This window comes from Rossellomorea sp. ABR4_012 (assembly GCF_056159545.1).
Genome location: NZ_JBSWVK010000001.1, coordinates 1840858 through 1854133, shown reverse-complemented (window position 1 = coordinate 1854133; position 13276 = coordinate 1840858). Strand labels below are relative to the sequence as shown.

The following is a 13276-nucleotide window of genomic DNA, read 5'->3' as shown; positions in this document are numbered from 1 at the left end:
TCCCTCCTCAGTTCTTTTTCAGTCAGCCTTTTTATTGATGCAACTCTACGATTGTCGCTACACCTTGGCCTCCACCGATACATAAAGTAGCTAACCCATGCTCTACCTGTCTTTTCTTCATCTCATGGATAAGGGTCACCAGAATCCTTGTTCCACTAGCTCCAATCGGATGACCCAAAGCAATGGCTCCCCCATTTACATTGAGAGCATCCCGTGTGAAGCGAAGCTCTTTATCAACGGCCAGGGATTGTGCAGCAAACGCTTCATTGGCTTCGATCAGCTGCATATCCTCGATCGTCAGCTTTGTTTTCTCCAGCACCTTCTTGACGGCTGCTACCGGACCAATCCCCATTACACTAGGATCGACACCGGCATTTGCATTTCCTTTTATTGTAACAAGAGGAGTAATCCCCAGCTCATCTGCTTTTTTCTTTGACATGACTACAACAGCAGCCGCTCCGTCGTTGATTCCGGAAGCATTGCCGGCTGTCACACTGCCATCCTTCTTAAATGCCGCACGAAGTCCGGACAATTTCTCTGCAGTTGAGCCCTTGCGAGGAAATTCATCCTGGCTGAACTCAACCGGATCACCTTTGCATTGAGGGATATGTACAGGGACGATCTCATCTTTGAACCTGCCTGACTCGATGGCAGCACTTGCTTTCTCCTGGCTCCACGCTGCAAACTCATCCTGTTCTTCACGTGATAAGGAATAGCGGTCACACAGGTTTTCAGCTGTCACTCCCATATGATAATCATTGAAAGCACACCACAAGCCATCGGAAATCATGCTGTCCACTACCTTCTGATCTCCCATTTTGAATCCATTTCTTGCTCCTTTTAATAAATATGGAGCCTGGCTCATATTTTCCATTCCGCCTGCAACTATAATATCGGCATCTCCTGCAAGAATAGCCTGAGTTGCCAAGTGAACGGTTTTCAATCCGGAACCACATACTTTATTAATCGTCATAGCAGGTACGCTTTCGGGTAATCCTGCTTTTATGGATGCCTGTCTGGCAGGGTTTTGACCTAATCCTGCCTGCAGGACATTCCCCATGATGACTTCATCTACATCTTCTTTTTTCAGACCGGCCTTTTCAAGAGCATCTTTAATGACGATCGCTCCAAGCTCAGGAGCTGAAACATCCTTCAATGAGCCGTTAAAGCTCCCAATCGCTGTACGTACAGCGCTTACGATTACAACTTCATTCGACATTTCTCTTCCTCCCATTCCATACTGACTGATTTGAATGATTTTCTACCCTCTAGAGAATAGGCAAAAATATCTCCACTTTAACATTTTCGATGTAAACGCTTCATTTTCCTTTCTCTTTCTTAAAAAATTTAGTTGATTTTGTTGTCGAAATTTTCCTACAATAAAAACAAGGGGGCGGGAAATGATGAAATTACCTAAAAATATCACAATTATCGAAGTGGGTCCGCGCGACGGCTTACAAAATGAGAAGAACTTCGTACCGACCGATACGAAGAAAGAATTTATATTACGCCTGAAGGAATCCGGCATCAAGGAAATGGAGTTGACATCCTTTGTGTCTCCTAAATGGGTCCCTCAGATGCAGGATGCCGGGGATATCGTTGATTCCTGCTTAACGAGTGACTCGCGTGACTTCGTTCTTGCTCCGAACAAAAAGGGGCTCGATCGCGTATACGAAACCGGCTGCAAGGCTGTAGCTGTATTTGTAGGGGTAAGCAGTACGTTCAATCAAAAAAATATCAATAAAACAACAGAAGAGGCGCTTGCAGATCTTGAGCCTCTCATTGCTCAGTTAAAAGACCGGGGATATTTTGTGAGAGCGTGTATCTCGACAGCTTTTTATTGTCCTTATGAAGGAAAAATCGAGCCTGGAGCTACACTTTCCCTCTGCAAGAGGTTCGTCGGGATGGGCGTCGACGAGTTGAGTGTTGCGGATACGGTGGGGCGTGCGAATCCCCTTGAAGCGTATACCCTATTTACTTTACTAAAAAAGGAGATGCCGGACATACTCTTGACTGCACATTTCCATGACACCAGGAAGCTTGCCCTGGCTAATATCCTCGCTTCCATGCAGGCTGGGGTTGATCGCTTTGATGCTTCTGCCGGCGGACTGGGAGGATGCCCTTTTGCTCCGGGAGCCACAGGAAATGTTGCAACGGAAGACGTTGTATACATGGCTGAAGAAATGGGAGTGTCCACCGGGATCGATTTAGAAAAGCTTTCACAAGCGATTGATGTTGTGAAGCCTCACATCAGCCGGCCGATCGATACCGGCTATTACAGACTTTATGAATTGAATCAATAATTGCTGAATATCAGCTTATCCCCTCGAGCATTCTAAGATTAATCTAATGCTAAGAGGAGATGAAAACATGAGTCAGAAACGTGAAAAAGGGTCTAGTCAAAAAGGAAAGCCAAACAGTGATACAGTCTCGAATACCCTATCTGCGGAAGAGCTTGATAAAGCGATTCACCCGACTAAACGTCAAAATGCCAAATCTTGATTCACCTTCAGAAGAGCCCCGTATCGGGGGCTCTTCTTTTGTCTTTATCTCCCAACGGTCCCTCAGTATTTAAATTCCACTTCTTTCCTCTTAATGATAAAATGTAAGCATTACTGAAAGACAATGAGGTGAAATGTATGAAAAAAAGATCTCTCTTTTTAGGAGGTGCCCTTTCCGCTCTCGGAATTGGCGGGTTGGGATATTTCATTACGAATACCTTTCTCTACCTTCCCAAGAAAGATGATGAACTCGTTCGAACACGGGAAATCAATGCCCTCCGTCTCATTCAGGAGGAGTATGACGAACTCCCGAAAGAAGAGGTGACCATCCCTTCCCCATATGGATATCATCTCAACTCTATTTTCGTAACACCCCATCCTCATAAGAAATATATGATTTTTGCGCATGGCGTCACTGAAAACAAACTTAATTCCATCAAATACATGAATTTATTTATAAAGAAGGGATTCAATGCCATCATCTATGACCATCGCCGTCATGGAGGATCCGGAGGCAAAACGACCAGCTACGGATATTACGAAAAATTCGATTTGAAAGCCGTCGTTGATGAATTGATCCGCCGGGAGGGTGATGATGTCTTTTTTGGCATACATGGTGAGTCCATGGGCGCAGCCACCATGCTGCTCTACGGAGGAAGCGTCGAGGATCGGGCCGACTTTTACATTGCAGATTGTCCTTATTCCGATTTTGGCGAACAACTTGCCTACCGGATGAGTGTCGAACTTAAAGTACCTGCTAGATTTCTGCTGCCGCTGGTAAATCGCACCTTGAAATTACGCGAGGGCTATTCGTTAAAAGAGCTGTCCCCCATTTCGGTCATTCAAAATATCCAAAAGCCTGTCCTGTTCATCCACAGTATGGAGGATGACTACATCCTGCCGAAAATGACAGAAGACTTATTTCATAATAAGCAGGGGGACAAAATGATGCATCTGGATTTCCGCGGCACCCATGCCCAATCATACAACGAGGACCCAGAGAAATATGACCATGTCATTCAACAGTTTCTGGATGAAGTCGTCGTCCGAACGGAGGGAGCGTGATGATTCCGGATTACTTTCGTTCAAAAATGAAAGCGATGTATGGAGAGTCGGGTTTGGTCTGGACAAATCTGGCCGAACAGACAATTCTCTCCCTCAAGGAAAAATATAACCTGACATTCGGCGAGCCTTTTTCATTAAGTTATAATTTCGTTGTCCCTGTCTTACTTACAGACGGTACTTCTGCGGTGTTAAAAATGGGGTACCCCAATAAAGATTTTTCAAATGAGTTTCACGCACTCCGGGAGTTCACCGGTGATGCTATGGTGAAAGTAATCGATTTGGATGAGGAAGCAGGCTGGATACTCCTGTCGCATTTACAGCCCGGTCATGCTTTGCATTCTTTACGCGATGAAAAAGCCCGGCTGGAGATCTTTGCATCGGTCGCCCGGCAGTTATGGCATAAGCCTTCATCTTCTTATTCATTCCCTGATGTCGAAGCCTGGTCAGAAGGAATTGGGCGATACAGAACCCGTTTTAATGACGGTACCGGTCCCTTGCCGGAAAAAATGATCGCACAAGCAGAATCGCTGTTCCCTCAGCTTCTCGTCTCTTCAAACGAACAGTATTTACTTCACGGTGATTTGCATCACGAAAACATCTTGTATTCAGAAGCGTCGGGCTGGACCGCAATCGATCCCAAAGGCCTGGTCGGCGAGCGGGAATATGATTGCATCCAGTACACCTTGAATCACTGGAAGGACCATGATGAGCCTTATGAACTTTTAAAATTCAGGACTCTGACCTTATCTTCCCTGCTTTCCCTTTCCTATGAAAGGCTCATTGCTTACGGATTCTGTCACTCCGTCCTGTCTGCCTGCTGGTGTACTGAGGACGGGAGCGACTGCTGGGAAAACGGGGCGGCCATTGCGGAAATGTATGAGAGACTCATGAACGAAAATAAAGCCGGCTCCTCTTGAGGACCGGCTTTTTCTCTATTCTCCAGGGTACAGGATGAAGTTCATTCTTCCGTTTAAGATCTGTCCCGGACTTTTCAGTTGAAAGGTATTACTGCTTGTTGAGAAATCGATTTTCAATTCCTCATCAAGAAAAACCGTTTTCGACTTCTCCACTAATATCGGAAAACGATTGGTTTCGACTTTCATATCATCAATTTCATCCGGTTTTGTCACATACCATAAGGTCGGAATGCCGCTTACTACACAACCGCATCCGTCTATATCATATTTCAGTTTTAAATAGCCTTCCCGGCCTGCTATTTTATCGTTGATCTTTTCTGTGGCTGCATCTGTAAATTGAATTTTCATGTGACTTCCTCCTCCCTTCCATCCTATCATATTTTTTCTGATTTCTTTTATTATATTGCGTTTTTCCATTTTTCACTTTACTATCATAATGGGGAAACTTTTGTATTTTATAGAAAGGGTGGTTTTTCATGGCAAAAGCTCAAATCAAAGTCAATGACAACGGTTCTTTTCGGGTGACCGGGGATGTCGAATTGATTGATGCAGACGGAAATGTATTTCCTACGAAGCAAGTCTTCTCACTTTGCCGCTGCGGTTTATCTACTAAAATGCCGTTCTGCGACGCTTCTCACAAGGGGAAATTCGAATCTTGTGTGCGTGCGGAGAAAGTGTTGGATGAGGAATAATCATGAAAGCGGAGAGACTTTGCAAAGTCTCTCTTTTTATTGGTGCCAGTGGCCTTCTCACTCTTCAAAAAAGCGGATATCCGTGATCCCCGATAAAGGAATATAGTGAACTTTCTCATCCCGGTCCACCACATGCAGCTTCCCTTCCAAAGAATCCGCATGGTGAATGGCTCCGACAAGCAGCTCATGCCGATGATTCACATAATGAGTGATCGATACGGCTTTACCAAACTCCATCGCTTCCGCCACTACTTCGTTCAATACTTCTAATTCTTGTTCATCAAGCTCTTTTCTTTTTTCATACGTATCTTCCTTCGCCCAGTCCCGTAGTAATTTCACATGCTCCGGCAGCATCATGGACGTCCATTTGATTCTTCCGCGGTCACGAATCATACTTGCTCACCTCCCGGATTCATCACGATTTGTGTCCTCCGACGAGCCGCGCACGGTGTCTCGCCGTTCCTGCTTCTGTATAGGATACCGCCCTGAGCAGGGAAGCCGACCCATACTTGCGGCGAATCCTATCCACCACATACCCCAATTCCCGCTTCTCCCAGCGTTTGGGATCAAATAAGGAAATTTGCATTGTTTCATCCTCCACAATATTTGAAAGGGCTATGGATATTTTCCGGACGGTCTTTCCGTTATAATTCTCTTCAAAAAGCTCGAGACAGACTCTGTACAAGTCCATTGTGATATTGGTCGGCTCTTCCACTGTCCTGGAGCGGTGGAACCCGCCTCCGAATTCTTCCTGACTGTACCCGATCCCAAAGCTGATGGTTCTTCCAGCCTTCTTATGCGTCCTTGCCCTCCTTGCCACTTCTTCACACATCTCGAGAATGACAGACTTGATTTCCTTCCTTTCCTTATAATCCCTGAGGAGAATCTGACTTTTTCCGAAGCTGATCTGCCCTTCCATGATCGGAGCCCCGATTTCCGATAAATCCACACCCCAGGCATGATAATACAGCTGGTTGCCCATCACCCCGAACTTCGCTTCGAGTTTTTCGAGCTCATACTGCGCCAGCTGCCCGACCGAGAAGATTCCCATCCGGTTGAGCGTCTTTTCAAGACGGCGGCCGATTCCCCACATTTCACTGAGGGGGGACAGAGGCCACAGCTTTTCCGGCACGTCCTCATACCGCCACTCTGCAATCCCCTCCTTCTTTGCTTCAAGATCTAAACAGAGTTTGGACAGAAGCATATTGGGTCCGATTCCAATCGCACACGGAAGCTGAAACTCCCTTTCCATATCATCTTTTATTTTACGGGCGATGGTCATGGCGTCCCCCCACAGATGGGTGGCCCCGTCAATTTTGATGAAGCTTTCATCGACACTGTACGTGTGAATGGCGTCTTTTGGAACGTAACGATGAAACAAGCGGGTAATTTCAGTGGAAATGCGTACATAGGTAGCCATTTTCGGCTCTACAAGTTGAATACGGGGATCCTTTGGAATTTCGAACATCCGCGACCCGGTTTTAATCCCGAAGTCTTTCTTTAACTTGGGAGACGCAGCCAGTACAATGCTCCCCTGCCGCTCCCGGTCCCCGACCACCGCTAAGTGACACTGGAGCGGATCAAGCCCGAGCATGACAGCCGAACAGCTGGCATAAAAGCTCTTCATATCGATGCATAAAATCTTGTGGTGCGGCAGCCTGCTGTAATCGACAGTCATCCTTCTCACTCCTTCCCTTTGCGAAATCGAACATTCGTTCTTATTTATTATATCTATGATTGTATACGAATATACGTTCGCTTTCAACTTAAATTACTGGGAATGGAGTTAAAATATTGGGAGACCGAAAAGCGGAGTCGGCTCGTTCAGAGGCGACAAGCATAAGGCAGGGCAGCCATAAAGGCGCTCTTTGCCTTTTTGGATGGCATGACTTATGTCTCGAGCCTCTAGCCGCCGGAGCTGGACACTAGAAAAGTGGAAGGGCTTTGATCAGAGGCGGGTGGCATAAGACGAATTGGCCATGAAGGCGGGTCTTTGCCTTCTTGGACAATTTGGCTTATGACATGTGCCTAAGCCCTGCAGCTGGACAATAGAAAAGCGGACGAGGCTGGCTCTGGGGAACCGCAGCATAAAACGATTAAAGTGAACGACGGGACAAACAAGAATGATTCTAAGCGGCGCAATTATCGGGAAAGTGGAGCATTAAATTGAAAAGGGGCGCAATTATCCCTGAACTGGCGCAATTAATAAAAATCCGGCGCAATACTTCAAATTAGTGGCGCAATTATCCTCATTACCCGAGTCCCAAGAGGAATATAGAGATGGGCATTTCCTTAAAGCAACCTTTTTTTACATATAGCTGTAACTATATCCCGTTTTCCTCTAATAAAAGGATGAAACCCTCCTCCACATCTTCTGCTGGAGCCCTTCCCTTCAAATTCGCTCCTGCCTGCAAAAAAGAGCCCGCCCCGTCACAGAGCAGACTCCTTCACTTCATTACCCTTTTCCGGCCTGAAACCCCGGATACTTTGTCATCCCGCCATCTGCGATCAAGGTCGTTCCGGTTACGTAGCCTGCCTGTTCTGATGCAAGGAATGCTGCACAGGAAGCGATTTGTTCAGGTTCGCCGATGTAGCCGAGCGGTATCAGTTTTTCGACCCCTTTTTTCTTTTCGGGGTCGGAAAATTTCTCTGCATTGATGGGGGTATCGATGGCGCCCGGGGCAATGTTGTTGACCCGGATGCCGTCGGGGGCGAACTCCAAAGCCAGGCTTTCCATCAACAGTTTCACTCCGCCTTTGCTGGCAGCATAATGAACGAAATGCGGCCAGGGAATGATTTCGTGGACAGATGAAATGTTGATGATCGAGCCCTTGATGCTATTCTTCAACATGTACTCCGCCGCTTCCCGGCAGCCGAGGAAGGTACCGGTCAGATTTGTATTCAGGACTTTGTTCCAATCTTCGAGGGACAATCTTTCAGATGGCACTTCATTTTCAATTCCTGCATTATTCACATAAATATCGAGGCTCCCATATGTATCATGGGCGAATTTGACAAAGGCTTCGACATCCTCCTCTTTGGTCACGTCCCCCTGGATGATGGAAGCAGTGCCGCCGCTCTGTTCGATTTCCTTCAATAATTCCCGTGGATTTTCATCTTCATTGAAGTAGTTGATGACCACCTTGCATTTTTCTTCGGCAAACCTTTTGGCTATCGCCTTGCCGATTCCGGTTGCAGCGCCTGTGATAATAACCACTTTTCCTTCTAAATCTGAATACATGGGATTTCCTCCTTTATTTTTTCAGTACTATAATGCAGCGCTCTTGTCATGAACATAAGAGTTGATGGCCTGCCCGTCCTATTTTTTTGTATAGCCGAGCAGCACTCCGCCGATAATGATGAGAATACACCCTGCAATAACAAGCAGTATTTGTTTTTTCGATTTCTTTTCGCCTAAGAAGAAGAGCCCTCCTATTGTCGAAATGACTATTCCCGTTTGTGAGAGAGAAAAGCTTGTAGCCACCCCGATCCTCGGCAAGGCAAGCAATAACCCAAGATTTCCAGCTGCCCACATGAGGCCGGTTAAAATATTCCTGACTGTGTATTTAGTGAAGGGCTTATGCCTGATGGTGATGGCGACCGCCCCGATAAACATCCCGATGGCCTGCGGTAAAATGGCTTCCCAGCCGTCGACCTTGAACCAGCGGACAATGACGACATACGCTATGTAACCAAGACTTGAAATTAACAATGTAAGAAGCCCTTTTTTCAACTGTTGATTGTCATTGTCTTCGGATTTTTGTGTATAGGAAGTTAAGATAACGCCAATGATGAGCGCGATGACCGCTCCGCTTCCAAGCATTATGGTTTCAGTTGTCGTCCACTCTTTAAACACCAGGACGCCGAATAGAGTCGTTCCGATTAATTGCATCCCGGTGGAAATGGGCACGGTTTTGGCAACGCCTATAAAGTTGACACTTGCGAGCTGGTTGACTTGTCCCACCGCCCAAAACACGCCTGAAATGAAACCGACACCCCAGACAAGCATTGATAATTCGGGAGATTTAAAGAAGAAAACACCAACGGCAAACAGCAGCGACCCGATCGTGATCCCGACCGTCTGACTGTAGGCATTCCCCCCGAGCTTTACACTTACAAACACAAGACTCCCCCATGCGACTGCGGGGATCAGGGCTAACAATATTCCCGTCATACATTCACATCCCTTTTAACATAGATAACAATAGTTTCCCTCTGAAGGAAAAAAGTAGGCATATATTTTAATAAGATCCGCATTTTCCTTGTTCAATGATGCATACCCATATTTGGTTTTGTATAATCGCTCTAGGTGGAAGAATGGAAAAATAATGAATGTAAGAAGATTGAAAAGACCTTTTTTCTATATGAGCATGACAGGAAAACGGTGACCCTTAGTAATAGTGATTTGTATGGGGAAATACTTAACCGGATGAAAGAAGAACCTGAAAACTAGATGCATGAAATATTTGAAGATATTGTGTATGAGTACCTTGTGGGATAACCCTTCTGTTGAAGGGTTTTTTCTTTTTTTGACGAATAATGTAAGAATGAAAAGGAGAGGAATCAAGTGGATCATTGGATACAAGCTGCAATCACCTCCCTCTTATTCCCGGCAAGCATCACAAACGCCATTTTAAGAATGAATGAAAAGCAGCCCCCGCCAGGTAAGTTGGTACAGACAGAAAGAGGTACGTTTCATGTAATCGAGAAAGGAAAAGGCCCTGTCACGGTCTTGATGGATGCCGGTTTATCAGGACAGTCCCTGCACTGGCACAGGGTTCAGGAAATACTGAGCTCCTGTACCCATACCATTTCTTTCGACCGTAAAGGATATGGGTGGAGCAGCAGAAGGGAGTATGGGGACGGATTGAACACCGTGAAAGATATGGAAGCCATTTTTGCCGCATTAGACGTGAGTTCCCCGCTGGTGCTCGCAGGTCATTCTTATGGAGGTCTGAACGTGCGCTTATTTGCAAGCGAAAACAGGGAAAAAGTGAAGGGAATCGTCTTCGTTGATGCTGTTGGTGAACAAAGATATAAGACAGATGAATTCGATTCGAAGAGGAAGAAGGAGTGGCAGAAAAGTATTCGGATGATGAAATTTGGTCATTACACTGCTTATACTGGACTGCCCCGTCTATTGAAGATGAAGGTAGGCGGAAGATATCTTTTCCCCGAGCTTCAGAAGTACCATTCCTTCGTCGGATACAGCCCAAAAGCTTATGAAGCGGTTTTCAAAGAATTAAGAGACAGCGGCATTACCGCTCAGCAGGTGATGAACAGCCGCAGAATTGAACGGTCGCTTCCCCTGACTGTCATTCGATCGGGAAATCAATCCCCGGAATGGACCGGGTATCAGGAAGGTTTAAAGGCCCTTTCAGACGATGTGACGGAAATAAAGACAACTCATGGACACAATATACACATGGAAAATCCCGAACTCGTGGCGGAAGCCATCCTGAAACATCTTTAATTTACAAGGACATACGAAAAACAGCCATCTGCAACTACCAAAAAGAGCGGATCGATATTGACCGCTCTTTCATTAATGGGCAGATGTAGAAATGGGAACGATGACGCGTTCGTTCTCAATATTGACAAGCACGTGGACATCCCTATTGAGGGATAAGTCTTTAAAGCGCAAGGAATACATGCCTGTCGGATTTTTCTCCATTGACTGCATGACCACTTGGGAAAAACGGGGATCATTCACGACAAGTTCCACCGCGTTTCCTTGTTTCACGCTTTGTTCATCGGTCAGCAAAATGAACTGATATGCAGCTGCACTGGCAGGAAAAGATTCAGAAGAGGCGCCGTCAAACTTGACCTTTATCTTCTGACCGATTTTTATATCTTCACTATGTAAGGATTTCTTTTTATCAGATTTGAATTCTGTTTGTTTATCAAATGAAAACCACACATCATTAATCAGTACTTTATTATTCTCAAGATCTATATCAGTCGCAAAGCCTATGAAATTTTCATTGTGCTGAGGCTTGCTGACCGCAGTCGAATCACAACCGCCTATAAGAAAAAAGACACACAGCATGAATAAGATGGATTGTTTTTTCATAGACTCCCTCCTTATAAGATTAGACGTACTAAAGTACTATTTGGTTTCACTATTTCTTGAAAAAAAGTTTATTTCCTACTTTTTCTACAAATGTTGGAAATAATTGATACACAACGCTGCCTGCATTCATCCAGCGTGGCAGATTGATTTCCCTTCTATTTGTAAAGAGCGAATCAACAACCTTTTCTGCTACAAAATGGGGTTTCAACATCCATTTCTCAACATTCTTCACGTACGTACCAGATTCATCGGCAATCGAAAAAAAATCGGTGGCGATTGGTCCGGGATTAACAGCTGTCACACGCACCCCATATCTTGCAGCTTCCATCCGCAGGCTGTTGGTATATCCGAGGACGGCATGTTTGGATGCTGAATAAGCACTGGATTTAGGAGATGCAAATTTACCTGCCTGTGAAGCGATGTTGATGATATGCCCAAATCCCTGTTCACGCATATGTGGAAGGATTTCCCCTGTACATGCCATCAGACCCAGGACGTTCACTTCGAACATTCCCTTCACTTCTGAAAAAGGAGCTTCATGTGCCTCTTTGAAAACGCCATACCCCGCATTATTGATTAAGCCATGCACTTCTCCGAAATCATTCAGGATCGCTTGAAATACGCCTGGTACCTCTTCGTATCTGGCAACATCCAGTGGATAAATTTCCACTTTCGTTTGAAATTTACTTTCCACAGTTTGTTTCAGCTTTTCCAGCAAATGAAGACGGCGGGCAATCAAGGCCAGATTCCCTCCGCTTTCAGCTACTTTTAAAGCCATTTGTTCACCGATTCCCCCTGAAGCACCTGTAATGACAATATTCTTTCCTTTAATTCTATGATTCAACTCTCTCACCTCGATTACGCATGGTAGTAGTAAGTGCTATCTTGTTTTTCTTTCCTGATCGACCCAAGAGATTCAAGATAATCCAATTGGCCGATTGTTTCTGACAATGTAAGCCCGAGCTCCTTTTTATAAACGGAAGGAAATAAGAGCTTACAGATTTCGAAAACCGTTTGTTGTTTACCCTGGATCATCCCAAGGACAGCCTTTGCCCTTCCTTCCTGTTTAGCCAGTCTCTTCGGAATCAAGTCATGGACATTTTCAACTTCTTCCCCATGCCCGGTATAAGCATATGAAATGGGGATGTCCAATAGCTTTTTCAACGAATCATTGTATTGAAGGAGCGGCTTTGTGCGCTTGGTACCGCCCTCAAAAGGGGGCTCGATAATCGGATTGGGCGAGATATGGGCGAGAATATGATCACCAGCGATCATTACTCCGTCACTTTCCCGGTAGAAAGAAAGATGACTTTGAGCATGTCCCAGGGTTTCGATGACCCTCCATCCGGGTAGCCCAGGTAAGGAGTTTCCTTCTTTTATAGCATCATCCAAGCTTCTGTATCCCATGTATTTCAATGGGCTTTTAAATTTGGGAATCGCTGAAAGATAGGCTTGAGGAAGCCCCGATTCAAGACCCAATTGATAGAAAAAACGGTCATATACCTTATGAAAATAGTCATCTCTGTTGATCCAGTATTGATTATACTTGTGGCCGACTATTTTTACAGATTCCGAAAATCGCTGCAGCATTCCAGCGTGATCAGGATGATGATGGGTTAGGATGATTTGTTCGATATCATCAGCGGAATAGCCTAACGCAGCCAGCCCGCTGGTCAATTGAGACCAGGCGGTATCCGTAAGCGGGCCGGCATCCACCAAGGAAAGCACATCCCCTTTTATTAAATAGACATTGACATCCCCCACAGCGTACGGAGTTGACAATGTGATTTTAGCGATATTATCCACGAAACCAGTTGTTGACATTAGTTCACCACATTCCAGTGTATTGGATGGGACCAAAAAATGAATGGTCCTTCATTTTATAGTGTACAGCTAATTCCTTTCTTTGTCATTTTTCTTATCTTGTGAATATACAGAAATAAATACTTGACAGACAAGCTGCTTTTTTAAGATAATCACCTATAATATAAAGTTAAAGCGATGATAAAGAATAGTAACAGATAAATG

The 13276-nt window shown here is 45.2% G+C and carries 15 protein-coding genes and 1 other annotated feature (1 of these 16 cut by a window edge); of the genes, 6 read left to right on the top strand and 9 right to left on the bottom strand.

What is annotated here, in order from left to right; all coding sequences use genetic code 11:
• Positions 1 to 31: 31 nt before the first annotated feature.
• Entirely contained in the window at positions 32 to 1219 is a 1188-nt protein-coding gene (locus ACXAFV_RS09030; RefSeq protein WP_475125874.1) for an acetyl-CoA C-acetyltransferase, read from the bottom strand.
• Between the two features lie 184 nt (positions 1220 to 1403).
• Here ACXAFV_RS09030 and ACXAFV_RS09025 point away from each other — a divergent pair, with 184 nt between their 5' ends.
• The 4 genes from ACXAFV_RS09025 to ACXAFV_RS09010 all read left to right on the top strand — a co-directional run bounded on the left by ACXAFV_RS09025 (position 1404) and on the right by ACXAFV_RS09010 (position 4483).
• Complete coding sequence (locus tag ACXAFV_RS09025; RefSeq protein WP_475126110.1) at positions 1404 to 2303, top strand: hydroxymethylglutaryl-CoA lyase; 900 nt, start codon at positions 1404 to 1406, stop codon at positions 2301 to 2303.
• A gap of 67 nt (positions 2304 to 2370) precedes the next feature.
• Positions 2371 to 2502 (top strand): hypothetical protein, encoded by a 132-nt coding sequence (locus ACXAFV_RS09020; RefSeq protein WP_475125871.1) that lies wholly within the window; start codon positions 2371 to 2373, stop codon positions 2500 to 2502.
• A gap of 137 nt (positions 2503 to 2639) precedes the next feature.
• The gene (locus ACXAFV_RS09015) at positions 2640 to 3566 is read left to right on the top strand and encodes an alpha/beta hydrolase (protein ID WP_475125869.1); all 927 of its coding nucleotides are present in this window, start codon (positions 2640 to 2642) and stop codon (positions 3564 to 3566) included.
• On the top strand, positions 3566 to 4483 hold the full coding sequence (locus tag ACXAFV_RS09010; RefSeq protein ID WP_475125867.1) for an aminoglycoside phosphotransferase family protein: 918 nt from the start codon (positions 3566 to 3568) through the stop codon (positions 4481 to 4483). Before ACXAFV_RS09015 ends, ACXAFV_RS09010 begins: the two co-directional genes overlap by 1 nt.
• A 15-nt stretch (positions 4484 to 4498) precedes the next feature.
• Here the strand turns inward: ACXAFV_RS09010 and ACXAFV_RS09005 are convergent, their stop codons facing one another.
• Entirely contained in the window at positions 4499 to 4831 is a 333-nt protein-coding gene (locus ACXAFV_RS09005) for an iron-sulfur cluster biosynthesis family protein (RefSeq protein ID WP_475125865.1), read from the bottom strand.
• A gap of 128 nt (positions 4832 to 4959) precedes the next feature.
• On the opposite strand from ACXAFV_RS09005, the gene ACXAFV_RS09000 reads away from it, so the two are divergent.
• Positions 4960 to 5175 carry a CDGSH iron-sulfur domain-containing protein gene (locus ACXAFV_RS09000; RefSeq protein ID WP_475125863.1) on the top strand — a complete coding sequence of 72 codons (216 nt, stop codon included), beginning with the start codon at positions 4960 to 4962 and terminating at the stop codon, positions 5173 to 5175.
• 57 nt (positions 5176 to 5232) lie between these two features.
• Here ACXAFV_RS09000 and ACXAFV_RS08995 read toward each other — a convergent pair whose 3' ends face one another.
• The 4 genes from ACXAFV_RS08995 to ACXAFV_RS08980 all read right to left on the bottom strand — a co-directional run bounded on the left by ACXAFV_RS08995 (position 5233) and on the right by ACXAFV_RS08980 (position 9349).
• The gene (locus tag ACXAFV_RS08995) at positions 5233 to 5568 is read right to left on the bottom strand and encodes a YolD-like family protein (protein ID WP_475125862.1); all 336 of its coding nucleotides are present in this window, start codon (positions 5566 to 5568) and stop codon (positions 5233 to 5235) included.
• Positions 5569 to 5590: 22 nt separating this feature from the next.
• Positions 5591 to 6853: a Y-family DNA polymerase gene (locus ACXAFV_RS08990; protein ID WP_475125859.1), complete on the bottom strand. Its 1263-nt coding sequence runs from the start codon at positions 6851 to 6853 to the stop codon at positions 5591 to 5593.
• A 777-nt stretch (positions 6854 to 7630) separates the two neighbouring features.
• Entirely contained in the window at positions 7631 to 8416 is a 786-nt protein-coding gene (locus ACXAFV_RS08985; protein ID WP_475125856.1) for a glucose-1-dehydrogenase, read from the bottom strand.
• A 78-nt stretch (positions 8417 to 8494) separates the two neighbouring features.
• Positions 8495 to 9349 carry a GRP family sugar transporter gene (locus ACXAFV_RS08980; protein WP_475125854.1) on the bottom strand — a complete coding sequence of 285 codons (855 nt, stop codon included), beginning with the start codon at positions 9347 to 9349 and terminating at the stop codon, positions 8495 to 8497.
• A 393-nt stretch (positions 9350 to 9742) separates the two neighbouring features.
• Between ACXAFV_RS08980 and ACXAFV_RS08975 the strand changes: the two genes are divergently transcribed.
• Positions 9743 to 10648 carry an alpha/beta fold hydrolase gene (locus ACXAFV_RS08975; protein WP_475125852.1) on the top strand — a complete coding sequence of 302 codons (906 nt, stop codon included), beginning with the start codon at positions 9743 to 9745 and terminating at the stop codon, positions 10646 to 10648.
• A 72-nt stretch (positions 10649 to 10720) separates the two neighbouring features.
• On the opposite strand, the gene ACXAFV_RS08970 is transcribed toward ACXAFV_RS08975, so the two are convergent.
• The 3 genes from ACXAFV_RS08970 to ACXAFV_RS08960 are packed head-to-tail and all read right to left on the bottom strand — an operon-like array spanning position 10721 to position 13072.
• Complete coding sequence (locus ACXAFV_RS08970) at positions 10721 to 11248, bottom strand: DUF3221 domain-containing protein (RefSeq protein ID WP_475125850.1); 528 nt, start codon at positions 11246 to 11248, stop codon at positions 10721 to 10723.
• Positions 11249 to 11297: 49 nt separating this feature from the next.
• Positions 11298 to 12092 carry an SDR family NAD(P)-dependent oxidoreductase gene (locus ACXAFV_RS08965; protein ID WP_475125848.1) on the bottom strand — a complete coding sequence of 265 codons (795 nt, stop codon included), beginning with the start codon at positions 12090 to 12092 and terminating at the stop codon, positions 11298 to 11300.
• A 14-nt stretch (positions 12093 to 12106) separates the two neighbouring features.
• Complete coding sequence (locus ACXAFV_RS08960; protein WP_475125846.1) at positions 12107 to 13072, bottom strand: MBL fold metallo-hydrolase; 966 nt, start codon at positions 13070 to 13072, stop codon at positions 12107 to 12109.
• 168 nt (positions 13073 to 13240) lie between these two features.
• Positions 13241 to 13276, top strand: a binding site (T-box leader); it runs 184 nt beyond the window's last position.

What these genes read in the sequence shown, in the direction of transcription:
- ACXAFV_RS09030 (WP_475125874.1), bottom strand. Translation starts at nt 1,219, where the DNA reads ATGTCGAATGAAGTTGTAATCGTAAGCGCTGTACGTACAGCGATTGGG.
- ACXAFV_RS09025 (WP_475126110.1), top strand. Translation starts at nt 1,404, where the DNA reads ATGAAATTACCTAAAAATATCACAATTATCGAAGTGGGTCCGCGCGAC.
- ACXAFV_RS09020 (WP_475125871.1), top strand. Translation starts at nt 2,371, where the DNA reads ATGAGTCAGAAACGTGAAAAAGGGTCTAGTCAAAAAGGAAAGCCAAAC.
- ACXAFV_RS09015 (WP_475125869.1), top strand. Translation starts at nt 2,640, where the DNA reads ATGAAAAAAAGATCTCTCTTTTTAGGAGGTGCCCTTTCCGCTCTCGGA.
- ACXAFV_RS09010 (WP_475125867.1), top strand. Translation starts at nt 3,566, where the DNA reads ATGATTCCGGATTACTTTCGTTCAAAAATGAAAGCGATGTATGGAGAG.
- ACXAFV_RS09005 (WP_475125865.1), bottom strand. Translation starts at nt 4,831, where the DNA reads ATGAAAATTCAATTTACAGATGCAGCCACAGAAAAGATCAACGATAAA.
- ACXAFV_RS09000 (WP_475125863.1), top strand. Translation starts at nt 4,960, where the DNA reads ATGGCAAAAGCTCAAATCAAAGTCAATGACAACGGTTCTTTTCGGGTG.
- ACXAFV_RS08995 (WP_475125862.1), bottom strand. Translation starts at nt 5,568, where the DNA reads ATGATTCGTGACCGCGGAAGAATCAAATGGACGTCCATGATGCTGCCG.
- ACXAFV_RS08990 (WP_475125859.1), bottom strand. Translation starts at nt 6,853, where the DNA reads ATGACTGTCGATTACAGCAGGCTGCCGCACCACAAGATTTTATGCATC.
- ACXAFV_RS08985 (WP_475125856.1), bottom strand. Translation starts at nt 8,416, where the DNA reads ATGTATTCAGATTTAGAAGGAAAAGTGGTTATTATCACAGGCGCTGCA.
- ACXAFV_RS08980 (WP_475125854.1), bottom strand. Translation starts at nt 9,349, where the DNA reads ATGACGGGAATATTGTTAGCCCTGATCCCCGCAGTCGCATGGGGGAGT.
- ACXAFV_RS08970 (WP_475125850.1), bottom strand. Translation starts at nt 11,248, where the DNA reads ATGAAAAAACAATCCATCTTATTCATGCTGTGTGTCTTTTTTCTTATA.
- ACXAFV_RS08960 (WP_475125846.1), bottom strand. Translation starts at nt 13,072, where the DNA reads ATGTCAACAACTGGTTTCGTGGATAATATCGCTAAAATCACATTGTCA.